The sequence below is a fragment of the Nocardioides panacihumi genome (genome assembly GCF_039530925.1).
Taxonomy (GTDB): Bacteria; Actinomycetota; Actinomycetes; order Propionibacteriales; family Nocardioidaceae; genus Nocardioides; species Nocardioides panacihumi.
Genome location: NZ_BAAAPB010000004.1, coordinates 1 through 17,787, shown reverse-complemented (window position 1 = coordinate 17,787; position 17,787 = coordinate 1). Strand labels below are relative to the sequence as shown.

Genomic DNA, 17,787 nt, shown 5'->3' with positions numbered 1-17,787 from the left:
GCTCAGTCGCGCCCGTAGCCGGCCTCCCGTGCCTTGACGATCGCCTCGGCCCGCCCGGCCGCGTGCAGCTTGGCGTAGATGCCCGAGACGGCGTTGCGCACCGTCTTCGAGGAGACGTACAGCTCCCCCGCGATCTGGTCGTTGGAGCGCCCCGCGGCGAGCAGCCGCAGCACCTGCCGCTCGCGCTCGGTCAGGTCGGGGAAGGGCTCGGACGCCTCGGCCCGGACAGCGCCGGAGAAGTACGACGCCACCTTGGCCGCCAGTGACGCGCCGAAGACCATCCCACCCGCGGCCGCGGCGCGGATCGCGTGCTGGACCTCGTCCGCGCCGGAGCCCTTGAGCAGGTAGCCGCTCGCGCCGTTGCGGATGGCCGCGAGCACGGTCTCGTCGTCCTCGTTCATCGTCAGCATCACCACCCTCACCCCCGGGTGGCGTGCGGTGATCCGGCGGGTCGCCTCGAGCCCGTCGAGGCGCGGCATCTGGATGTCCATGACGACGACGTCGGGAGTCGTCTCGTCCACGAGGTGCAGCGCGTCCACGCCGTCGGCGGCCAGGCCGACGACCTCGACGCCGTCGAGGGCACCGAGCAGGGCGTTCAGCCCGTCGCGCACGATCTGGTGGTCGTCGGCGACGAGCACGCGGATGTCGGTCATCTCTCTCCTCCTGCGGTTCCTGCGATCGGGAGCGTCGCCGTCACGACCGTGCCCCCGGACGGCGGGCAGGCGACCTCCACGCGCCCGCCGAGCTCGAGGGCGCGCTCGCGCATCGACCGCAGCCCGACGCCTGCCTGCACGTCAGCGCCGAGGCCGCTGCCGTCGTCGGCGACCTCGAGCCGCAGGGCGCCGTCGGTCGCACACAGGCGTACGTCGGCCCGCTCCGCCCGGGCGTGCCGGACGGTGTTGGTCAGCGCCTCGGCGACGATCCGGTACGCCGCCACCTCCACCGCGGCCGGCAGCGGCCCGATGCCGCCATCGCTCACGGCGATCTCGGGGCCGCCGCGCTCGAGCTGGCCGGCGAGCTGCCGGAGGGCGCCCACGAGGCCGAGGTCGTCGAGCGCGGGCGGGCGCAGGTCGTGCACCAGGCGCCGTACGTCGGCCACGACCTCCTGCACCGTCCGGCTGGCCTCCCGCAGGCGGACGCCCGCGGTGGCGGGGTCCTTCTCGACCAGGAGCCGGGCACTCTCCAGCTGGAAGACGACCCCGCTCAAGACCGGCCCGAGACCGTCGTGGAGGTCCCGGCGGATCCGGCGGCGCTCCTCCTCGCGGGCGCTGACGAGTCGCTCGCGGCTGCGCTGCACCTCCTCGGCGAGGCCGCTGGTGCGGGCCGCCGTCGCCGCCTGGCGCACGAGGTCGCGGAGCAGCTGCTCGTCGCGGCGCGAGAGGCGGCTGCGCGGGCCGCGGGCCGGCAGCACCAGCCGGCCGACCTCGTCGCCTCGGAAGAGGATGGGCGTGCTGCGCACCTGCGTCGGGCGGGCGCCGTGGGTGGCGACCAGTCGCTCCCCGTCGCCGCGGTCGACCTCGACGGCGACGTACCTCACCCGGAACGCGGTCGCCACCGCACGCGCGACCGCGGCGAGCTGCTGGGGGCCCTCGTCGACCGACTCGAGCGTGGACGCCAGGCTCGCGACGACGTCGTAGGGGTCGGAGCGCTTGCCGAGCAGGAGCGTCTGGACCCACCGCGCCAGCCGGCTGCGCAGCGGCGCGTAGAGGAGCACCGAGACGAACAGCACGACGAGGACCAGCTGACGCTCGGTCAGCGAGTCGTCGAGCACCGCCGTCAGTGCGGTGAGGACGACCAGGTCGGCGAGCAGGATGGCGGCGGCCAGCGCGGCATACACGAGCGTGCGCGCCAGGAGGTCGTCGATCGCCACCAGCTGCGGGTCGACGACGCCGATCGTCATGGCGACGGCCGGCAGCAGCATGATGACGAAGATCGCGGCGTCGCCCAGCCCGCGGACCTCCAGGCCCACCGAGACCACCAGGACGAGGGCGATCGCGACGACGCTCCACAGCAGCCACCGCATCCGGTCCCGGTCCAGGCCGCGAGCGCGTCGGTAGCGGACGACGACGGCGAGCATCGCCGAGAGCAGGCCGGCGACCTGGACCGCGATGCTGGCCGAGACGGCGCCGTGCGAGAGGCCGGTCGGCAGCGGGAGCGCGCCCCAGTCGACGTCGACCTCGGGGGGCAGCGCCACGTCGGGCAGCACGCCCTCGGCCGGGGCGAGGACGACGAGCAGCGCGGCGAGGCCCATCGCGATGGTGGTCACCCAGCCGGCGATGCGCCAGCGGCCCGGGAGGAACCGCCCTGTCGGGAAGAGCAGCAGGAGGAGCGCACCGGCGAGCGGCAGGAAGGCGCCGAGACGGTTGAAGGACCAGAGCGCCAGGTTGGCCAGCGGCAGCGCGTCGTCGGCCCGGACGGCGAAACGCGCGTAGGACTGGCTCAGAGCGTCGACGGACCAGAAGAGCCCGGCCAGCGCCAGTCCCCACCCGATTCCCTGGCCCGGTGACCTGACGAGGACGAGCGCAGCGAGGACCGCGAGCAGCAGGCCGAGCAGGGCGTAGCTCCAGCCCCAGCCCTGGACCAGCTGCGCGCCCGGTCCGGCCGTGTCGGTGTGCAGGTCGAGCAGCACCGTGGCGACGAACGCCGCCAGCGTGACCAGCACGACCGACCCGGCCGCCCACAGGGCGACCGGGCGTCGGGCGCCGGACGGGTGCACTGGGCCATTGTGATGCCGGTCCGGCCCCGCCGGGGCCGGACCGGCGGATTCGGTCGGGCTCACTGGTGGCGGAACTGCTTGTCGCCGAACGTGAAGCCGACCGCGGTCACCAGAACCATGAGCGCGCCGGTGAGGCCGGCCATGTACTCCAGCGGCGAGATGCCGAGGAGCAACGTCAGCCCGCCCAGGACGAGGCCGACGCGACCGATCCAGCGCGGCACGCCGCCCAGGCGGGAGACCGAGAAGGTGGCCAGGCCGGCGAGACCCGACAGGACCCACACCCACGGGATCGTGCCGATCCAGTGGTTGTAGAGCGCGGTGTTGTAGACGTCGACGGAGCTGTCGTCGAAGCTCAGGCTCATCATGAACTCGGTGTCCAGGCCCGAGCCGAGGACGACCACGACGGCCGTGCCGAGCAGACCGGCGAGCGCGATCAGCGGGGCGGCCGAGTCGGCGGCCACGGCCCGCAGACGGTGGAAGAGCCCGACGCCGAAGACGACCAGCAGAAGCGCGCCGACGACCGCGATCGAGTGGAAGGCGAACATCGCGCCGGTCTGGCCCGCGATCTTGTCCGCGATCGCCTGGGGATGTCCGGCCAGGTCCTGGTCGTAGACGCCGTTGACCATCGTGGTCGTGGCCAGGATGCCGAGACCGCTCAGGCCGGCGCCGATGCCGGCGATCGACCAGCGCCGCGACCGGGTCGGGCGTACGGTCCCGCCACCGAACGTGACGTCGTCGCGGGCCGGGTGTCGGGTGGTGACGTGGGTGCTCATGGTGCTCTCCTCAGATGTCGTGCTCGGCGTCGTTGCCGATCTGAGAAGACCCTCGCGGGCCGGTTGTCCCGGGGCCCAGGGACAACGGGGCAAGGTTCGCCCGCCTCTGCCGCCGCGTCAGCGGGACATGATCTCGTCCGCCGCGCGGCGGGCCGAGGCGATGACGGCGGGGATGCCGACACCGTCGTACGCCGCCCCGGCGATCGCCAGGCCGGGCACGTCCGACACCGCGCGGCGCATCGCGGCGACCCTGGCCGTGTGGGACACGGCGTACTGCGGGAGGCCGAGCGGCCAGCGCTGGACGTGGGTGTCGACCGGCGCCGCCCGCAGCCCGGTCGCCTCGGCGAGGTCGGCCAGCGACTGCGCGACCAGCTCGTTGTCGGTGTGGTCGAGCGTGTGCGCCTCGCGGGCGCGGCCGATGCTCGTCCGGACGTGCAGGACACCGCGGGCCTCGCCGGCCCGACGGACCCAGTCCCACTTGGCGAACGAGAACGTCGAGGCCTTGATCCGCCGGCGCTGGTCGGGCGGGACGAGGAAGCCGCTGGTGTCGTGGCCGAGCGGCCAGTCCTCGATCCGGAACGCGTGCGTGATGACGGCCACCGACGCATGGTCGACGAGCGCGAGGTCGGCCGCCGCCCCGTCGAGCAGGTGGGCGGTCGCGTGCGCGGGCGTGGCGAGCACCACCGCGTCCGCGGCCTCGGAGCCGTCGAGCGTCTCGACGGTGAGTCGGCCCGCCGTGCGCACGATCCTGCGGACCGGTCGGCCGGTGCGGACCTCCAGCCCGGCGGCGAGTGCCTCGGGCAGCAGTCCCATGCCGCCGTCGATGCCGGCGAAGACCGGCAGGTCGCTCCCTCGTTGTCCCCCTGGTCGATACAGCACGGCGAGCTGAGGGGTGAGCGGTCCGCGGTCATGGAGCGCCGCGAGCTTCGGGACGGCGGCCTTGACGGAGATCTCGCGGGCACGGCCGGCGTACACGCCCCCGAGCAGCGGCTCGACCAGGCGGTCGGTGACCTCGCGCCCGAACCGTGCGTCGATGATCGAGCCGACGCTCGTGTCGCCGTCGCCGAGCGGGTCGGCCGGTCCGAGGTCGGCCTCCGCACGGGCTCGCGCCATCCCGTCGGGGCTGAGCACGCCCGACGCCTCGAGCGCGTCGAGGTCCATGGGAGCGCCCATGAGCGTCGGAGGCAGCGGGCGCAGGGCGCCGTCGACCCAGAGCTTCGAGGTCGCCTTCGTCGGGTGCACGACCGGCAGTCCGAGGTCACGTGCGAGGTCCGTGCCCTCGGCACGCCGGGCGAGCATCGCCTCGGCCCCGACGTCGACCGTCACGTCCGCGACGGAGGCACGCCGGAGCTTGCCGCCGACCTGCTCCCCTGCTTCGAGTACGACGACCTCGTGGCCGCCGTCCGCCAGGAAGCGCCCGGCCGCCAGCCCGGCGATGCCAGCACCCACGACGACGACCACCACGTGCGTCAGTGTCCCAGAAGGGAGCCTCGCGCGGCAGCGACGGGGTGCAGTCGCCGCCGCCGCGCGAGGGGTCAGGGGGTCACGCGGACTCGGCCAGCCGGCCGAAGCCCGAGCGGTGGAAGATCAGCGGGCTGCCGGTCTCCGGGTGCTCCACGGCGTGCAGCCGGAGCAGCACGATGAGGTGGTCGCCGGCCTCGACCTCGTCGTAGATCGTGCAGTCGAACCGGGCCAGCCCCTCGTCGAGCGTGACCGCACCGTCGTCGGTGGCGCTGACGGCGATCCCGTCGAACCGCTCGTCGACCGGCCCGGCGAGCTGCCGGCACACCTCGCCGTGGTGGTCGGCGAGGATCGTGACGCCGAGATGGGCGGTGCGCCGCAGGTCGGGCCACGTCTTGGAGGTGTTGGCGACGGAGAAGGAGACGAGCGGCGGCTCGAGGCTCACCGAGGTGAACGAGCTCGCGGCCAGCCCGAGCAGCCGGCCGTCGACCTCGGCGGCCACCGCGACGACGCCGCTCGGGAAGATCCCGAACGCGCGCCGCAGCCGGCTGGGGTCGAGGTCCTGGTTGGTCTGCAGGCTCATGCGGGGGCTCCTAGGAACGCGGTGACGACAGGCGAGGTCGCGGCCAGCCAGTCGGCGTACGCCGCGGGGTCGTCGTGCTGGGAGTCGACGACGTACAGGCCGCGACCGGGGACGGTCCCGCCGATCTCGGTGAGCACGGGCCGCAGGGTGAGCTCGGGGGCGAGCGCGTGGGCGGGGCTGCCGCCGAGCATGAGCGGGACGGCCAGGCCGCCGAGGCCGGTGCCACCGGCGAAGCGGTCGAGGAACAGCTTGAGCAGCCCCGTGTAGGCGCCCTTGTAGGTCGGGCTCGCGACGACGACGAGGTCGGCCGCGCCCACCTCCTTCACCAGCCCGGCGACGGTGTCGTCGGACCAGTCGAGGATCGCGGGACCGAGGGTGGCCAGGTCGACGACGAGGTCGGGCTCGGCCGACGCGAGCGAGCGGGCGACGTACGTCGCGGCGGCGAGCGTGCGGCTGGCCGGCTTCGGGTTGCCGACGACGACGGCCGTGACCGGGGCGCTCACGATGCTGCCGCCTTCCCCGCGAACGGGACGGTCGCGGTGTGCCGGGCGACCGGGCCCTCCCACAGGCCGCGGCGGACGAGCTCGGGCAGGACGCCCTCGCCGAACCGGTACGCCTCCTCCAGGTGCGGGTAGCCGGAGAGCACGAACTCCTCGATCCCGATGGCGGCGTACTGCTCGATCAGGTCGGCGATCTCGGCGTGGCTGCCGACCATCGCGGTCCCGGCTCCCCCGCGCACGAGGCCGATGCCGGCCCACAGGTGGGGGTGGATCTCGAGGCCGTCCAAGGTGCCGCCGTTGAGCTCGAGCATGCGGCGCTGCCCTTCGGACTGGCTGCGTCGCAGGTTGTCCTGGACGAGGCGGATCTGCTCCTCGGAGAACTGGCTCAGCAGCCGCTCGGCCTCGGCCCAGGCTTCCGCGGAGGTGTCGCGGGCGATCGTGTGCAGCCGGATCCCGAACCTGATCTCGCGACCGTGTGCGGCGGCGCGTGCGCGGACCCGCCCGATCTTCTCCGCGACGGCGGCGGGCGGCTCGCCCCAGGTGAGGTAGACGTCGGCGTGCTTCGCCGCGACCTCGATCGCCGCCGGTGACGAGCCGCCGAAGTAGATCTCGGGCAACGGGTCGGGGATGAGCTGGAGCACGGCGTCCTCGACCGCGAGGTGCTCGCCGCGGAACGTGACGCGGTCGCCGGCCCACAGGGAGCGGACGATGTGGAGGAACTCCCCGCAACGCTCGTAGCGGGCGTCCTTGTCGAGGAAGTCGCCGAACATCCGCTGCTCGGCGTCCTCGCCGCCGGTGACGACGTTGAGCAGCAGCCGGCCGCCGGAGAGGTTCTGGAACGAGGCGGCCATCTGCGCGGCGAGGTACGGCGACACGGCGCCCGGCCGGAATGCGACGAGGAACTTCAGCCGCTCCGAGAGGCTGCTGATCATCGCGGTCGTGATCCACGCGTCCTCGCACCAGGCGCCCGTCGGCGTGAGCGCCGCCTCGAAGCCGAGCTGCTCGGCGCTGCGCGCGATCTGACCCAGGTAGGGCACCGAGGCCGGCCGGCCTCCGCCCACCACCGTGGCACCGTGGCCACCGCCCACGACGGCCCGGCCGTCGCCGCCGTTGGTCGGGAGGAACCAGTGGAACTTCACGCCACTCTCCTTCACCCCATTGTCGATTATCTTTCTTGACTTAATGGAGCGTAGCAGTCCTGGAACCGGATCCCGCGCACGCTCGTCCCATGGACATGCTGACCACAGTCGCCCGCGCCACGGCCGCGCTCGCCGTCCCGCTCCTCCTCGTCGCCGGGTGCTCGTCGGGCTCCTCCGGCGGCACCTCCGAGTCCTCGAGCTCCTCCGGCTCCGCGTCGCACAGCACCGCGTCGTCAGCCGGCCGCCAGGCGGCCGACATGGCGGCCGGACCTGCCGCTGCTCCGGGGGCCGCCGCCGGCGCATCAGGCGCGGAGGCCGCGCCCACGGTCGAGCAGCCCTCGATCATCTCCACCGGCAGCGTCTCCCTGCACGCGAAGGACGTCGCCAAGGCCCGCGCGGACGCGCAGCACGTGGCCGACAAGTACGGCGGCCAGGTCACCGACCAGGAGACGACGACCGCGGACGACAAGAAGATGGGCTACGCGAGGCTGGTGCTGCGCATCCCGGCCCGGTCGTTCGACGACGCGATGGCCGACCTCGAGCAGGTCGCCGAGCTGGTCGACTCCAACACCACCAGCGAGGACGTGTCGACCCAGGTCATCGACGTCGACGAGCGGGTCAAGTCCGCTCGGGCGAGCATCGACCGGATCACCACGCTGCTCAGCCGTGCCGAGAAGATCGGCGACATCATGGCGATCGAGGCGCAGCTGTCCCAGCGCGAGGCCGACCTCAACTCGCTCCTGCGCCAGCAGGCTCACCTCGCCGACCAGACGGCGCTGTCGACGATCTCGGTCACCATCGACCGCCCGACCGTCGTCCACCACACCGCGAAGACGGCCGACAAGGCGGGCTTCGTCGCCGGGCTCAGCGCCGGGTGGCACGCCCTGAGCGGCTTCGCGATCGGCGTCGCGACCGTCGCCGGCGCGGTCCTCCCCTGGGTGCCGGTCGCCCTCCTGATCGGCATCCCGATCTGGCTGGCCGTCCGCCGGAGCCGGCGTACGTCGCCTCCTGCCGAGCCCGCCTGACCCGCGGGACCCGTCGCGGCTAGACGGGGTAGGCCTGGACGAACTCGGTGAGGCGCTTGAGCTGGTCGGGGTCGGTCGAGGGGATGACGCCGTGGCCGAGGTTGAAGATGTGGCCCCGCGCGGAGCGGCCGGCCTCGATGATCTCGCCGGCACGGGCGAGCATCACCTCGGTCGGCGCGAAGACGAGCGTGGGGTCGAGGTTGCCCTGGACGCAGTGGCCCTCGGGACCGCCGACGCGGGCGATGCCGTCGGCGAGAGGCGTGCGCCAGTCGATGCCGACGACGTCCGCGCCCGCCTCGCCCATGAGCGTCAGCAGGTTGGTGGTGCCGACCCCGAAGTGGATCCGCGGCACGCCGAGCGTGCCCACGCGCGCGAGCACGTCGGCCGAGTGCGGCATCACGTGGGTGGCGTAGTCGCCGGGCGTGAGCGCGCCGGCCCAGGAGTCGAACAGCTGGACGGCCGACGCCCCGGCCGCGACCTGCACCTCGAGGAAGGCCGCCGAGATGCCGGCGATCTTGCGCATCAGCGCGTCCCACACGTCGGGCGCGCCGAACATCATCGCCTTGGTGAGCGCGTGCTCCTTGGACGGCCCGCCCTCGACGAGGTACGACGCCACGGTGAACGGCGCCCCTGCGAAGCCGATCAACGGGGTGCCCCCGTTGATGCCGGCGAGCTCGGCGACCAGCTGCCGGACCGCCCGGGTGATCGTCGGGACGGCGTCGGGCGTCAGGTCGGGGATCGCCTCGACGTCGGCGAGCGTGCGCACGGGACGGGCGACGACGGGCCCGACGCCGGGCTTGATGTCCAGGTCGACACCGACGGCCTTGAGCGGCAGCACGATGTCGGAGAAGAAGATGGCCGCGTCCACGCCGTACCGCCGGACCGGCTGCAGCGTGATCTCCGTGGTCAGGTCGGCGTCGAGGCAGGACTCGAGCATGCCGACCCCCTCGCGCACCTTGAGGTACTCGGGCAGCGAGCGCCCCGCCTGTCGCATGAACCAGACGGGCGTGTGCGGCACAGCCTCACCGCGCGCGGCCTTGAGGAAAGCGGAGTCGGCGAGGCCCTGTGCTGCTGTCACGGTGCGATCGTCGCACTCGCTCCGGCGTGTTCGCACATCCGTACGAGTCATGCCGACCTAGGGTGGGGGCATGGTGGTGCGTCAGGAGACGCCCCCGGGCACGGGTGCGTCCTCAGGGAGCAGCGAGGTGCCGTCGGAGTTCCGGGCGGCCGTCCTCGCCATGCAGTCGGCGACGCTGCGCCCGGAGATCTTCTGCGAGGAGATGCCGGCGCCGCAGCGGATCGCGCCGTACGCGTCGGCGCTGAGCGCCGACGTGACCGTCGACGACACCGAGATGGGCACGGGCCGGCTGATCCTGCTGCACGACCCCGCGGGCAACGACGCGTGGGGCGGCGGCACGTTCCGGTGCGTGGCCTACGCCCGTGCCGAGATCGACGTCGAGCTCATCACCGACCAGATGCTCGGCGAGGTCGGCTGGTCCTGGCTGCTCGAGGCGCTGGCCGCCCATGACGCCTCCTACATCGCCGCCTCCGGCACCGTCACGCGGGTCGCGACGGAGAGCTTCGGCGGCATGGCGGACGAGGGCGGCACCGCCCAGCTCGAGATCCGAGCGTCGTGGACGCCGGACGCGGGCGAGGACGGCGTACTCGATGTCGGTGCGCACGTCGAGGCCTGGGGCGAGCTGCTCTGCACCGCCGTCGGCCTGCCTCCGGTCCCCGATGGCGTGGCCGTCATGCCGAGCCGTCGTGGCCAGCGCGGCCGATGAGCTCCGACGACGCTCCCGACGAGCCCGCCGACGTCGCGGTCGAGCCCGAGGCACCTCCGGCGCCGTTGCTGACGCTGCGTGACGGACTGCCGCGGGTGACCGACACCGACGAGGGCCTCCGTTCGGCGTGCGCGGCCATCGCGGCCGGCACCGGACCGATCGGCATCGACGCCGAGCGCGCCTCCGGCTACCGCTACTCCAACCGCGCCTACCTCATCCAGCTGCGCCGCGAGGGCTCCGGCACGTGGCTCATCGACCCCATCGGGCTGACGACGCTCGTGCCGCTCCAGCAGGCCCTCGACGGCAACGACTGGATCCTGCACGCCGCCACCCAGGACCTGCCCTGCCTCGCTGACATCGGGCTGCGCCCCACGGCCGCGCTCTTCGACACCGAGCTCGCCGGCCGACTGCTGGGCTACCCGCGTGTCGGCCTCGCCACCCTGGTCGAGACCGTCCTCGGCTACTCGATGCTCAAGGAGCACTCCGCCGCGGACTGGTCGACACGGCCGCTGCCGGAGTCCTGGCTCGAGTACGCCGCCCTCGACGTCGAGGTCCTCGTCGAGCTGCGTGACGCGCTCGCGGGCGAGCTCGAGGCCGCGGGCAAGGCCGAGTGGGCACGCCAGGAGTTCGAGTTCCTGCGCTCGTTCGAGCCGACGGCCAGGGTCGAGGCATGGCGCCGGACGTCCGGGACGCACAAGGTCCGCGGTCGTCGCGGGCTGGCGGCCGTGCGCGAGCTGTGGGAGGCGCGCGACGCGATCGCGCAACAGCGCGATGTCACGCCCGGACGGATCCTGCCCGACTCCGCCCTGGTGGCGGCCGCGACCGAGCTGCCCACCGACCGCAGCTCGCTCCTGGCGACGAAGGGCTTCCACGGCCGCGGCGCGGAGCGGTACGCCAGCCGCTGGCTCGCCGCCCTCAACCGCGCCGCCGAGCTGCCCGAGGACGAGCTCCCGGCCCGGGCGCCCCGTGGCGACGGTCCCCCGACTCCACGCGCCTGGGCCGACCGCGACCCCGTCGCCGCGCGCCGTCTCGCGCTGGCCAAGGACGCGATGGCCGAGCTCAGCGAGCGGCTGAGCGTGCCGGTCGAGAACCTGCTCACCCCCGACTTCCTGCGGCGCACCCTCTGGACGCCGCCGTCGACCCGCGATCCGGGCGACCTCATCGACAGCGTCACGGCCCAGCTGTCGGCGTACGGCGCGCGCGGCTGGCAGATCGCGTTGACCGCTCCGCTGCTCACCACGGCGATCCTCGACGCCGAGACGTCAATCCCCACGGCCCGAGAGGTCGATCCGTAGGGCCCGAGACGTCAATCCGTCCGGTCCGAGACGTCAATCCATACGGTCCGAGACGTCAATCGGGTCACGCAGTGACTGCCGGTGCGCATTGATTGACGTCTCGCGCCGTGGGGATTGACGTCTCGCGCCGCGGGGATTGACGTCTCGGCGGTCAGTCCGAGGGCGTCGCAGTCGGCGACGCGGAGAGCGGCGCCAGCACCGGCTGGGAGAGCGAATCGATCTGCGCGGTGAGGGTGTCGAGGTCGACGGTCGGGCCGCCTTCGAGCAGCTCCTTCACCGGCGTGGACACCGCCTGCTCCATCGCCGCCCACTGCTGGGTGAGCGGCAGGATCTGCATGTTGCGCACGCTGTTGACAAAGACCGCGGCGTGCAGCGGCTGCAGCAGCGGCTGCCGGAAGTCCTCCGACAGTGCGACCTGCTGGTTGACCGGCACCATGTAGCCGGTCTGGGCGACGGTCTTCACCATCGCCTCGGACGAGAGCGCGACGAGCAGGTCGGCCGCGTCCTCGATCCGCTTGGAGGACTTGGACAGGCACAGGCCCGTGAAGTCACCGACGGTCGCGGCATGGTCGACCGTGGGCATCGGCATCACGTCCCAGTGCAGGTCCTTGACCCCGCGCAGCTGCGGCACCAGGCTGCGGTCGCCCGCGATCATGGCGAGGCGGCCCTGCTCGAACCACTTCAGCGCGGGCTGCCTGGCACGCTGCTGGTCCGTGAGCGTCAGCTGGGGGTTGCTGAGCGTCCCCAGGACCTTCTGGAGCGCCGCCTTGGTGCTGCTGTCGGAGAAGGCGAGCGAGGTCTGCTGGTCGTTGACGACCTTGCCGCCGCCGGAGTAGATGAACGGCGCCAGGCCGGACACGGTCGGGTCGATGTCGAAGCCCCGCACACCCTTGCGGCCGGTGGTGGCGAACGTCGCCGCGGTCTCGAAGTCCGACAGGGACCAGCTCTTGTTCTCCGAGCCGGGCACCTGGATCCCGGTCGCCTTCATCCGCGCGAAGTCGACGAGGTCGGTGTTGTAGTAGATGACCCGCGGCGAGACGGCGTACGGCATGCACTGCAGGTGGTGGTTCGCGGAGAAGGCCTCGAGCGCGTCGCGGGAGTATTCGTCGCCGATGTCGACGGCGCGGGCGTCGAGGTAGGAGTCGACCGGCTCGATCTGCTTGCCGTCCTCCACCTGCTGCAGGTCGCCGCGCGAGACGAGGAAGACGTCGGGCACGGGCTGGCCCGACGAGATCGACTGCATCATCGAGGCGTCGTCGCGCCACGACTTCAGGGTGACGTCGGCCAGGTCGGTGCTGCTGTTGTAGTCACTGACGACCTGTTGGTAGGCCTCGACCTCCGTGGGGCTGCCCCACACGCCGAACGTCAGCTTCGCCGGGTTGTTGACGGGCGTGGTCGTCGTCGGCGGCGACGCCGTGGGCGTGGTCGTCGGCTGTGCGTCGCCGCTGCAGGCCGACAGGCCCAGCGACAGCGCGGCGACGAGGATGGCTGCGCGGGTGACGGCGGTGCGCAGTGTCATCGACGCAGGTCCTCCTCAGGGGTTCGGGCAACCCGCCCACCCTACCGAGTCGGCAAACGCGCCGAGGACCAGGTGCACGCCGGACCGGGAGCGCCTCACGGCGCGTGGCCGCTCGTAGCGGCTGATATTGGGACCCGGGGCTGCCGCGGCCCGGCGTGCACGACCACTGTAACCGTGTCAGACCAGTCCTTGTTCCAGTTCCGTGTGACCGGCCTCCTCGAGTTGCTCCGAGAGCGCCAGCATCCGGCGTACGTCCTCGTCGGGTGCGTCGTGGAGGACCGCCCGGCCGGCGGCGACGACCCTGGCGAACGCCGCCGCGCGGAAGAGCACGTCGGCGAAGTCACTCCCGGCGATGCCCCGCAGCACCTCGTCGACCATCGCGCGCAGCTGCTCGGGCCCCGGCGGGTCGGCGACCCCGGCGACCACCCGCGCCACGGAGGCCGAGGCACGACCTGCCTCGAACTCGCGCGCCACGGCGACCGGCGCGGCGTGGACCCACGAGCGCAGCAGGAACAGCCGCCACAGGCAGCCCGAGAGCGTGTCGGCGGGAGCCCCCGACCAGACCTCGGCGATCGTCTCGATGCCCTCGCTGTCCGCGAGGTGCAACAGCCGGTCGGCCACCTCGGGATCGTCGGCGTCGCGAGCCCCGCGGACCAGCAGCGTCGCCGCCTGATCCGCCGCCTCACGCACGCGCGCCGGGTCGGCGCCGCTCTCGATCGCGTCGAAGAAGCGGTCCCCCGGCTGCATCGGACGATGGTGCTGGCGCATGGCCACGACCCTACGTCGAGAAGCCGGGCGGGGCCCCGGGATCGACGGAGACCCCCGTACGCCTCCGTCGCTCGGGCCGATCCAGCAGGGATGGTGCCCGATGTCGCTCCGGGCGAAACCCGACGGACCCGACCCGCGGGGTCAGGTGCCGAGGAGCTTGCGGATGCGCGCGTCGCTCACGCTCACCGCGGTGCCGAGCTGCTGGGCCCAGAGGGACACGCGGTACTCCTCCAGCAGCCACCGCACCTCCCGCAGTCGCTCCCCCGGCGGGCGCCCGTCGGCCAACGCAGCGAGCTGGTGGAGGTAGAGCCCCTGCAGGTCGCTGAACCGCGCCATCAGGTCGGCGTCGGCGCGCAGGCTCTCGTCGAGCCGCCGCCGGCGGATCACCATCGCCTGGAAGTACGTCGGGTAGCGCCGCAGCCACGTCGGGCCGGCCTCGGCCACGAACCCGGCCGGGGTGAGTCGGTCGAGCTGCGCCCTCATGTCCGTGACGGCGGGCAGCTGGAACATGTCCACCCGCCCCGAGAGCGCCTTGTCGGCCTCGCGGTGCGCCGCCAGCGCGCGGAGGGCATCGGCGAGGACCGCACGCACGGCCGCCTCGTGCTCGGCCGGCGGGCCGACGGCGGTGAGCAGTGCGGCGTACTCCTCCTCGCTGCGGGCGGGTGGTCGCGCGTCGACCAACGCGCGCACGACGGCGGCGCGGCAGTCCTCGATCACATCGCCGGCGGAGGGATACGGCGCCGCCACCAACCCGAGCTTCTCGGTCGTCGTGAGCGAGTCGAGGATGCGCTTGGTGGGCGACGGCGTGCCGATCAGGAGCAGCCGTACGACGCCCAGCCGGTGGCGCGCCTCGGCCTCCTCCTCCGTGCCGACGACCGTGAGCCCCACGCTCGACCCCTCGTCGACCAGGCAGGGGTGCACGGTGACCTCGTGGCCGGCACGCTTCTCGGTGACGGTGCGACGCAGTGTGCCGAAGGTCCACGTCCGCTGCCCCGTCGCGGTGAGTCCCGCGTCACCGGCGACCTCGGCGATCGCCCTCTCGAACTCGCCCGCGAGCGGAGCCTTGAGCGCCTCCAGGTCCTTGCCGCGCGCCTGCTCGCGCCCGCGCTCGTCGACGACGCGGTAGGTCGGCCGCAGGTGCTCCGGCACCTTCGCCCAGTCCCAGTCCTCGCGCGCCACGACCACGCCGGCCGTGCTCCGCGCCCACCGCTCGAGGGCGTCGAGCAGCCCCTCCTCGCCCGGCGGCACCGTGGCGAGGAAGTCGCGCGCCTTGTCGGGCGCCGGCACGAAGTGCACCCGCAGCTGCTTGGGCAGGCTGCGGATGAGGGAGGTGACGAGCTCCTCGCGCAGGCCGGGGACGTTCCAGGAGAAGTCCTCGCCGTCGACCCGGTTGAGCGTGCCGACCGGGACGTCGATGGTGAGGCCGTCGTCGGCCGCTCCGGGCTCGAAGTGGTAGCTCACCTTGAACGTCAGCGGGCTGGTCGCGTCGCCGGCCAGCCACTCCTCCGGGTAGTCCGAGACGTCGACCTCGCGCGCCAGCATCTCCGGGTCGAAGGTGAGGAAGCCCGGGTCCTCCCGGCGCTTGTCCTTCCACCAGCGGTCGAAGTGCGCTCCGCTGACGACCTGGGGAGCGATGCGGCCGTCGTAGAAGTCGAACAGGCTGTGCTCGTCGACGACGATGTCGCGCCGGCGCGCCTTGTGCTCGATCTCCCGCGCCTCCTCCAGCAGCCGGGCGTTGTCACGCAGGAAGCGGTGGTTGGTGGACCACTCCCCCTGCACGAGCGCGTGCCGGATGAAGAGCTCGCGGGCGACCTCGCGATCGACCCGGCCGTAGGGGACGAGGCGGTCGGCGACCAGCGGTACGCCGTACAGGGTGACCTTCTCGTGCGCCATCACCGAGGCGCGCCGCCGGCTCCAGTGCGGCTCGGAGTAGCTGCGCTTGACCAGGTCACCGGCCAGCTGCTCGGCCCACTCCGGCTTGACCGCCGCGACCTGGCGGGCCCACAGCCGGCCGGTCTCGACGAGCTCGCCGGCCATGACGAACGCCGGGTTCTTCCGGCTCAGCACGCTGCCGGGGAAGATCGCGAACCGCGTGTTGCGGGCGCCGAGATACTCGCGCGGACCGCGCTGCTTCTCGCGCTTGTCGCGCTCCTCGAGCAGGCCGATCTGCGAGAGCAGACCGGACAGCAGCGCCCGGTGGATGCCGTCCTCGTCCGGTGTGTCTGCTGGCTGGCCCGCGCCCACGCCCATCTCCTTGCAGACCTGGCGCAGCTGCGACTCGAACTCCTGCCACTCGCGCACGCGCAGGTAGTGCAGGTGCTCACGCACGCACATCCGCCGGAACGCGCTCGACGACAGCTCGCGCTGCTGCTCGCGCAGGTAGCGCCACAGGTTGAGCCAGGTGAGGAAGTCGCTGGACTCGTGCTTGAAGCGGGCGTGCAGCTGGTCGGCGTGCGCCTGCTCCTTCGGACGGTCCGGGCCGGGGCGCTCGCGCGGGTCCTGCAGGCTGAGTGCCGCGGCGATGACGATCACCTCGCGTACGACGCCCAGCCGGTCCGCCTCGAGCACCATCCGCGCCAGCCTCGGGTCGACGGGGAGCCGGGCCAGCCGGCGGCCGAGCTTGGTCAGCTGCGGACCACTCGTCGGTCGAGTGGGCGTATCGAGGCCCCGTCCGGTGGTCTCGATACGCTCGCCGGCGCTCGCCACCCGACCGACGGAGATCGCGCCGAGCTCCTCGAGGAGCTGGACGCCCGCCGCGATGTTGCGTCGGTCGGGCGCCTCGACGAACGGGAACCGCTCGATGTCGCCGAGCCCGAGCGAGGCCATCTGCAGGATGACGCTGGCCAGGTTGGTGCGCAGGATCTCCGGGTCGGTGAACTCGGGGCGGCCCTCGAAGTCCTCCTCGGAGTAGAGCCGGACGGCGATGCCGGCCTCGACGCGGCCGCAGCGGCCGGAGCGCTGGCTGGCGCTCGCCTGGCTGATCGGCTCGATCGGCAGCCGCTGCACCTTGGTCCGGGCGGAGTAGCGGCTGATGCGGGCGACGCCGGTGTCGACGACGTACCTGATGCCGGGCACGGTCAGCGACGTCTCGGCGACGTTGGTCGCCAGCACGATGCGGCGGCCGGTGTGCGAGGAGAAGACGCGGTGCTGCTCGGCGGCGGAGAGGCGCGAGTAGAGCGGGACGATCTCGACGAGACCGGTGCTCCTTCCGCGGTCGAGGCCGAGCGCCGAGTTGAGCGCGTCGGCGGTGTCGCGGATCTCGCGCTCGCCGGGCAGGAAGACGAGGATGTCGCCGGGCCCCTCGGCGGAGAGCTCCTTGACGGCGTCGACGACGGCCTCGGTCTGGTCGCGTACGACGGGCTCGCCCTCGTCGTCCGCCTCCGACGTGCCCCCGGCGAGCTCCATGAGCGGCCGGTAGCGGATCTCGACGGGGTAGGTCCGCCCGCTGACCTCGATGATGGGAGCGGGCTCGCCGTCGGCGGACGCGCTCTGCCCGTCCTCACGAAGCGCGAAGTGCTCCGCGAACCGCTCCGGGTCGATCGTGGCGCTGGTGATGATGACCTTGAGGTCGGGGCGGCGCGGCAGCAGCCGGCGCAGGTAGCCGAGCAGGAAGTCGATGTTGAGCGACCGCTCGTGGGCCTCGTCGATGATGATCGTGTCGTAGCGCCGTAGGTCGCGGTCCCGCTGCAGCTCGGCCAGCAGGATGCCGTCGGTCATCAGCTTGATGCGGCTGGCCTTCGAGGTCCGGTCCGTGAACCGCACCTGGTAGCCGACCAGGTCACCGAGCTCGGTCCCCAGCTCCTCGGCGATCCGCTCGGCGACCGAGCGCGCGGCGATCCGGCGCGGCTGCGTGTGGCCGATCATCTGCCGCCCGAGCTCGAGGCAGATCTTGGGCAGCTGCGTGGTCTTCCCGGACCCGGTCTCGCCGGCCACGATCACGACCTGGTGGTCGCGGATCGCCGCGGCGATGTCCTCGCGCCGCTGGGTGACCGGCAGCTGCTCCGGGTAGGTGATGGCCAGCTGCGGGATCAGGGAGTGAGGCATAACCCGGTCATTCTCCCCTACGCCGAGTCGGCGCGTCCTCGCACGCCAGCAGGGCCGAGTCGGCGCAACCTCGCACGCGAGCAGGGCCGAGTCGGCGCAACCTCGCACGCCAGCAAGGCCGAGTCGGCGCAACCTCGCACGCGAGCAAGGCCGAGTCGGCGGATCCTCGCACGCGAGCGC

Annotated in this window: 14 protein-coding genes; 3 read left to right on the top strand and 11 right to left on the bottom strand. The window is 72.9% G+C overall.

What is annotated here, in order from left to right; translation table 11 throughout:
• Positions 1-2 precede the first annotated feature (2 nt).
• The 7 genes from ABD205_RS16125 to ABD205_RS16095 all read right to left on the bottom strand — a co-directional run bounded on the left by ABD205_RS16125 (position 3) and on the right by ABD205_RS16095 (position 7,172).
• The gene (locus ABD205_RS16125) at positions 3-653 is read right to left on the bottom strand and encodes a response regulator transcription factor (RefSeq protein WP_344046485.1); all 651 of its coding nucleotides are present in this window, start codon (positions 651-653) and stop codon (positions 3-5) included.
• Positions 650-2,716: a sensor histidine kinase gene (locus ABD205_RS16120; protein WP_344046483.1), complete on the bottom strand. Its 2,067-nt coding sequence runs from the start codon at positions 2,714-2,716 to the stop codon at positions 650-652. The genes ABD205_RS16125 and ABD205_RS16120 overlap by 4 nt, the downstream gene beginning before the upstream one ends.
• A gap of 59 nt (positions 2,717-2,775) precedes the next feature.
• The gene (locus ABD205_RS16115) at positions 2,776-3,489 is read right to left on the bottom strand and encodes a hypothetical protein (RefSeq protein WP_344046481.1); all 714 of its coding nucleotides are present in this window, start codon (positions 3,487-3,489) and stop codon (positions 2,776-2,778) included.
• A gap of 117 nt (positions 3,490-3,606) precedes the next feature.
• The gene (gene hemG, locus ABD205_RS16110) at positions 3,607-4,953 is read right to left on the bottom strand and encodes a protoporphyrinogen oxidase (protein ID WP_344046479.1); all 1,347 of its coding nucleotides are present in this window, start codon (positions 4,951-4,953) and stop codon (positions 3,607-3,609) included.
• A gap of 79 nt (positions 4,954-5,032) precedes the next feature.
• The gene (locus ABD205_RS16105; protein ID WP_344046477.1) at positions 5,033-5,533 is read right to left on the bottom strand and encodes a flavin reductase family protein; all 501 of its coding nucleotides are present in this window, start codon (positions 5,531-5,533) and stop codon (positions 5,033-5,035) included.
• Positions 5,530-6,036, bottom strand: coding sequence for an NADPH-dependent FMN reductase (locus tag ABD205_RS16100; RefSeq protein WP_344046475.1), 507 nt, complete (start codon positions 6,034-6,036; stop codon positions 5,530-5,532). The genes ABD205_RS16105 and ABD205_RS16100 overlap by 4 nt, the downstream gene beginning before the upstream one ends.
• Complete coding sequence (locus ABD205_RS16095) at positions 6,033-7,172, bottom strand: LLM class flavin-dependent oxidoreductase (protein WP_344046472.1); 1,140 nt, start codon at positions 7,170-7,172, stop codon at positions 6,033-6,035. Before ABD205_RS16095 ends, ABD205_RS16100 begins: the two co-directional genes overlap by 4 nt.
• Positions 7,173-7,261: 89 nt before the next feature.
• On the opposite strand from ABD205_RS16095, the gene ABD205_RS16090 reads away from it, so the two are divergent.
• Positions 7,262-8,197: a DUF4349 domain-containing protein gene (locus ABD205_RS16090; protein ID WP_344046470.1), complete on the top strand. Its 936-nt coding sequence runs from the start codon at positions 7,262-7,264 to the stop codon at positions 8,195-8,197.
• A gap of 19 nt (positions 8,198-8,216) precedes the next feature.
• On the opposite strand, the gene hemE is transcribed toward ABD205_RS16090, so the two are convergent.
• Positions 8,217-9,275, bottom strand: a complete 1,059-nt coding sequence (gene hemE / locus ABD205_RS16085; protein ID WP_344046468.1) for a uroporphyrinogen decarboxylase — start codon at positions 9,273-9,275, stop codon at positions 8,217-8,219.
• A 70-nt stretch (positions 9,276-9,345) separates the two neighbouring features.
• Between hemE and ABD205_RS16080 the strand changes: the two genes are divergently transcribed.
• Together ABD205_RS16080 and ABD205_RS16075 are read left to right on the top strand one after the other, a co-directional pair.
• Entirely contained in the window at positions 9,346-9,981 is a 636-nt protein-coding gene (locus ABD205_RS16080) for a DUF3000 domain-containing protein (protein ID WP_344046466.1), read from the top strand.
• Complete coding sequence (locus tag ABD205_RS16075; protein WP_344046464.1) at positions 9,978-11,276, top strand: ribonuclease D; 1,299 nt, start codon at positions 9,978-9,980, stop codon at positions 11,274-11,276. The genes ABD205_RS16080 and ABD205_RS16075 overlap by 4 nt, the downstream gene beginning before the upstream one ends.
• Positions 11,277-11,427: 151 nt before the next feature.
• Here ABD205_RS16075 and ABD205_RS16070 read toward each other — a convergent pair whose 3' ends face one another.
• The 3 genes from ABD205_RS16070 to hrpA all read right to left on the bottom strand — a co-directional run bounded on the left by ABD205_RS16070 (position 11,428) and on the right by hrpA (position 17,607).
• Positions 11,428-12,795 carry an extracellular solute-binding protein gene (locus tag ABD205_RS16070; RefSeq protein ID WP_344046462.1) on the bottom strand — a complete coding sequence of 456 codons (1,368 nt, stop codon included), beginning with the start codon at positions 12,793-12,795 and terminating at the stop codon, positions 11,428-11,430.
• A gap of 177 nt (positions 12,796-12,972) precedes the next feature.
• Complete coding sequence (locus ABD205_RS16065) at positions 12,973-13,563, bottom strand: hypothetical protein (protein ID WP_344046460.1); 591 nt, start codon at positions 13,561-13,563, stop codon at positions 12,973-12,975.
• A 141-nt stretch (positions 13,564-13,704) separates the two neighbouring features.
• Complete coding sequence (gene hrpA / locus ABD205_RS16060) at positions 13,705-17,607, bottom strand: ATP-dependent RNA helicase HrpA (RefSeq protein ID WP_344046458.1); 3,903 nt, start codon at positions 17,605-17,607, stop codon at positions 13,705-13,707.
• Between the last annotated feature and the right edge of the window lie 180 nt (positions 17,608-17,787).

Bases quoted from the DNA above. Each gene is read 5' to 3' on its own strand.
- ABD205_RS16125 (WP_344046485.1), bottom strand. From the start codon at position 653: ATGACCGACATCCGCGTGCTCGTCGCCGACGACCACCAGATCGTGCGC.
- ABD205_RS16115 (WP_344046481.1), bottom strand. From the start codon at position 3,489: ATGAGCACCCACGTCACCACCCGACACCCGGCCCGCGACGACGTCACG.
- ABD205_RS16105 (WP_344046477.1), bottom strand. From the start codon at position 5,533: ATGAGCCTGCAGACCAACCAGGACCTCGACCCCAGCCGGCTGCGGCGC.
- ABD205_RS16090 (WP_344046470.1), top strand. From the start codon at position 7,262: ATGGACATGCTGACCACAGTCGCCCGCGCCACGGCCGCGCTCGCCGTC.
- ABD205_RS16080 (WP_344046466.1), top strand. From the start codon at position 9,346: ATGGTGGTGCGTCAGGAGACGCCCCCGGGCACGGGTGCGTCCTCAGGG.
- ABD205_RS16075 (WP_344046464.1), top strand. From the start codon at position 9,978: ATGAGCTCCGACGACGCTCCCGACGAGCCCGCCGACGTCGCGGTCGAG.
- ABD205_RS16070 (WP_344046462.1), bottom strand. From the start codon at position 12,795: ATGACACTGCGCACCGCCGTCACCCGCGCAGCCATCCTCGTCGCCGCG.
- ABD205_RS16065 (WP_344046460.1), bottom strand. From the start codon at position 13,563: ATGCGCCAGCACCATCGTCCGATGCAGCCGGGGGACCGCTTCTTCGAC.
- hrpA (WP_344046458.1), bottom strand. From the start codon at position 17,607: ATGCCTCACTCCCTGATCCCGCAGCTGGCCATCACCTACCCGGAGCAG.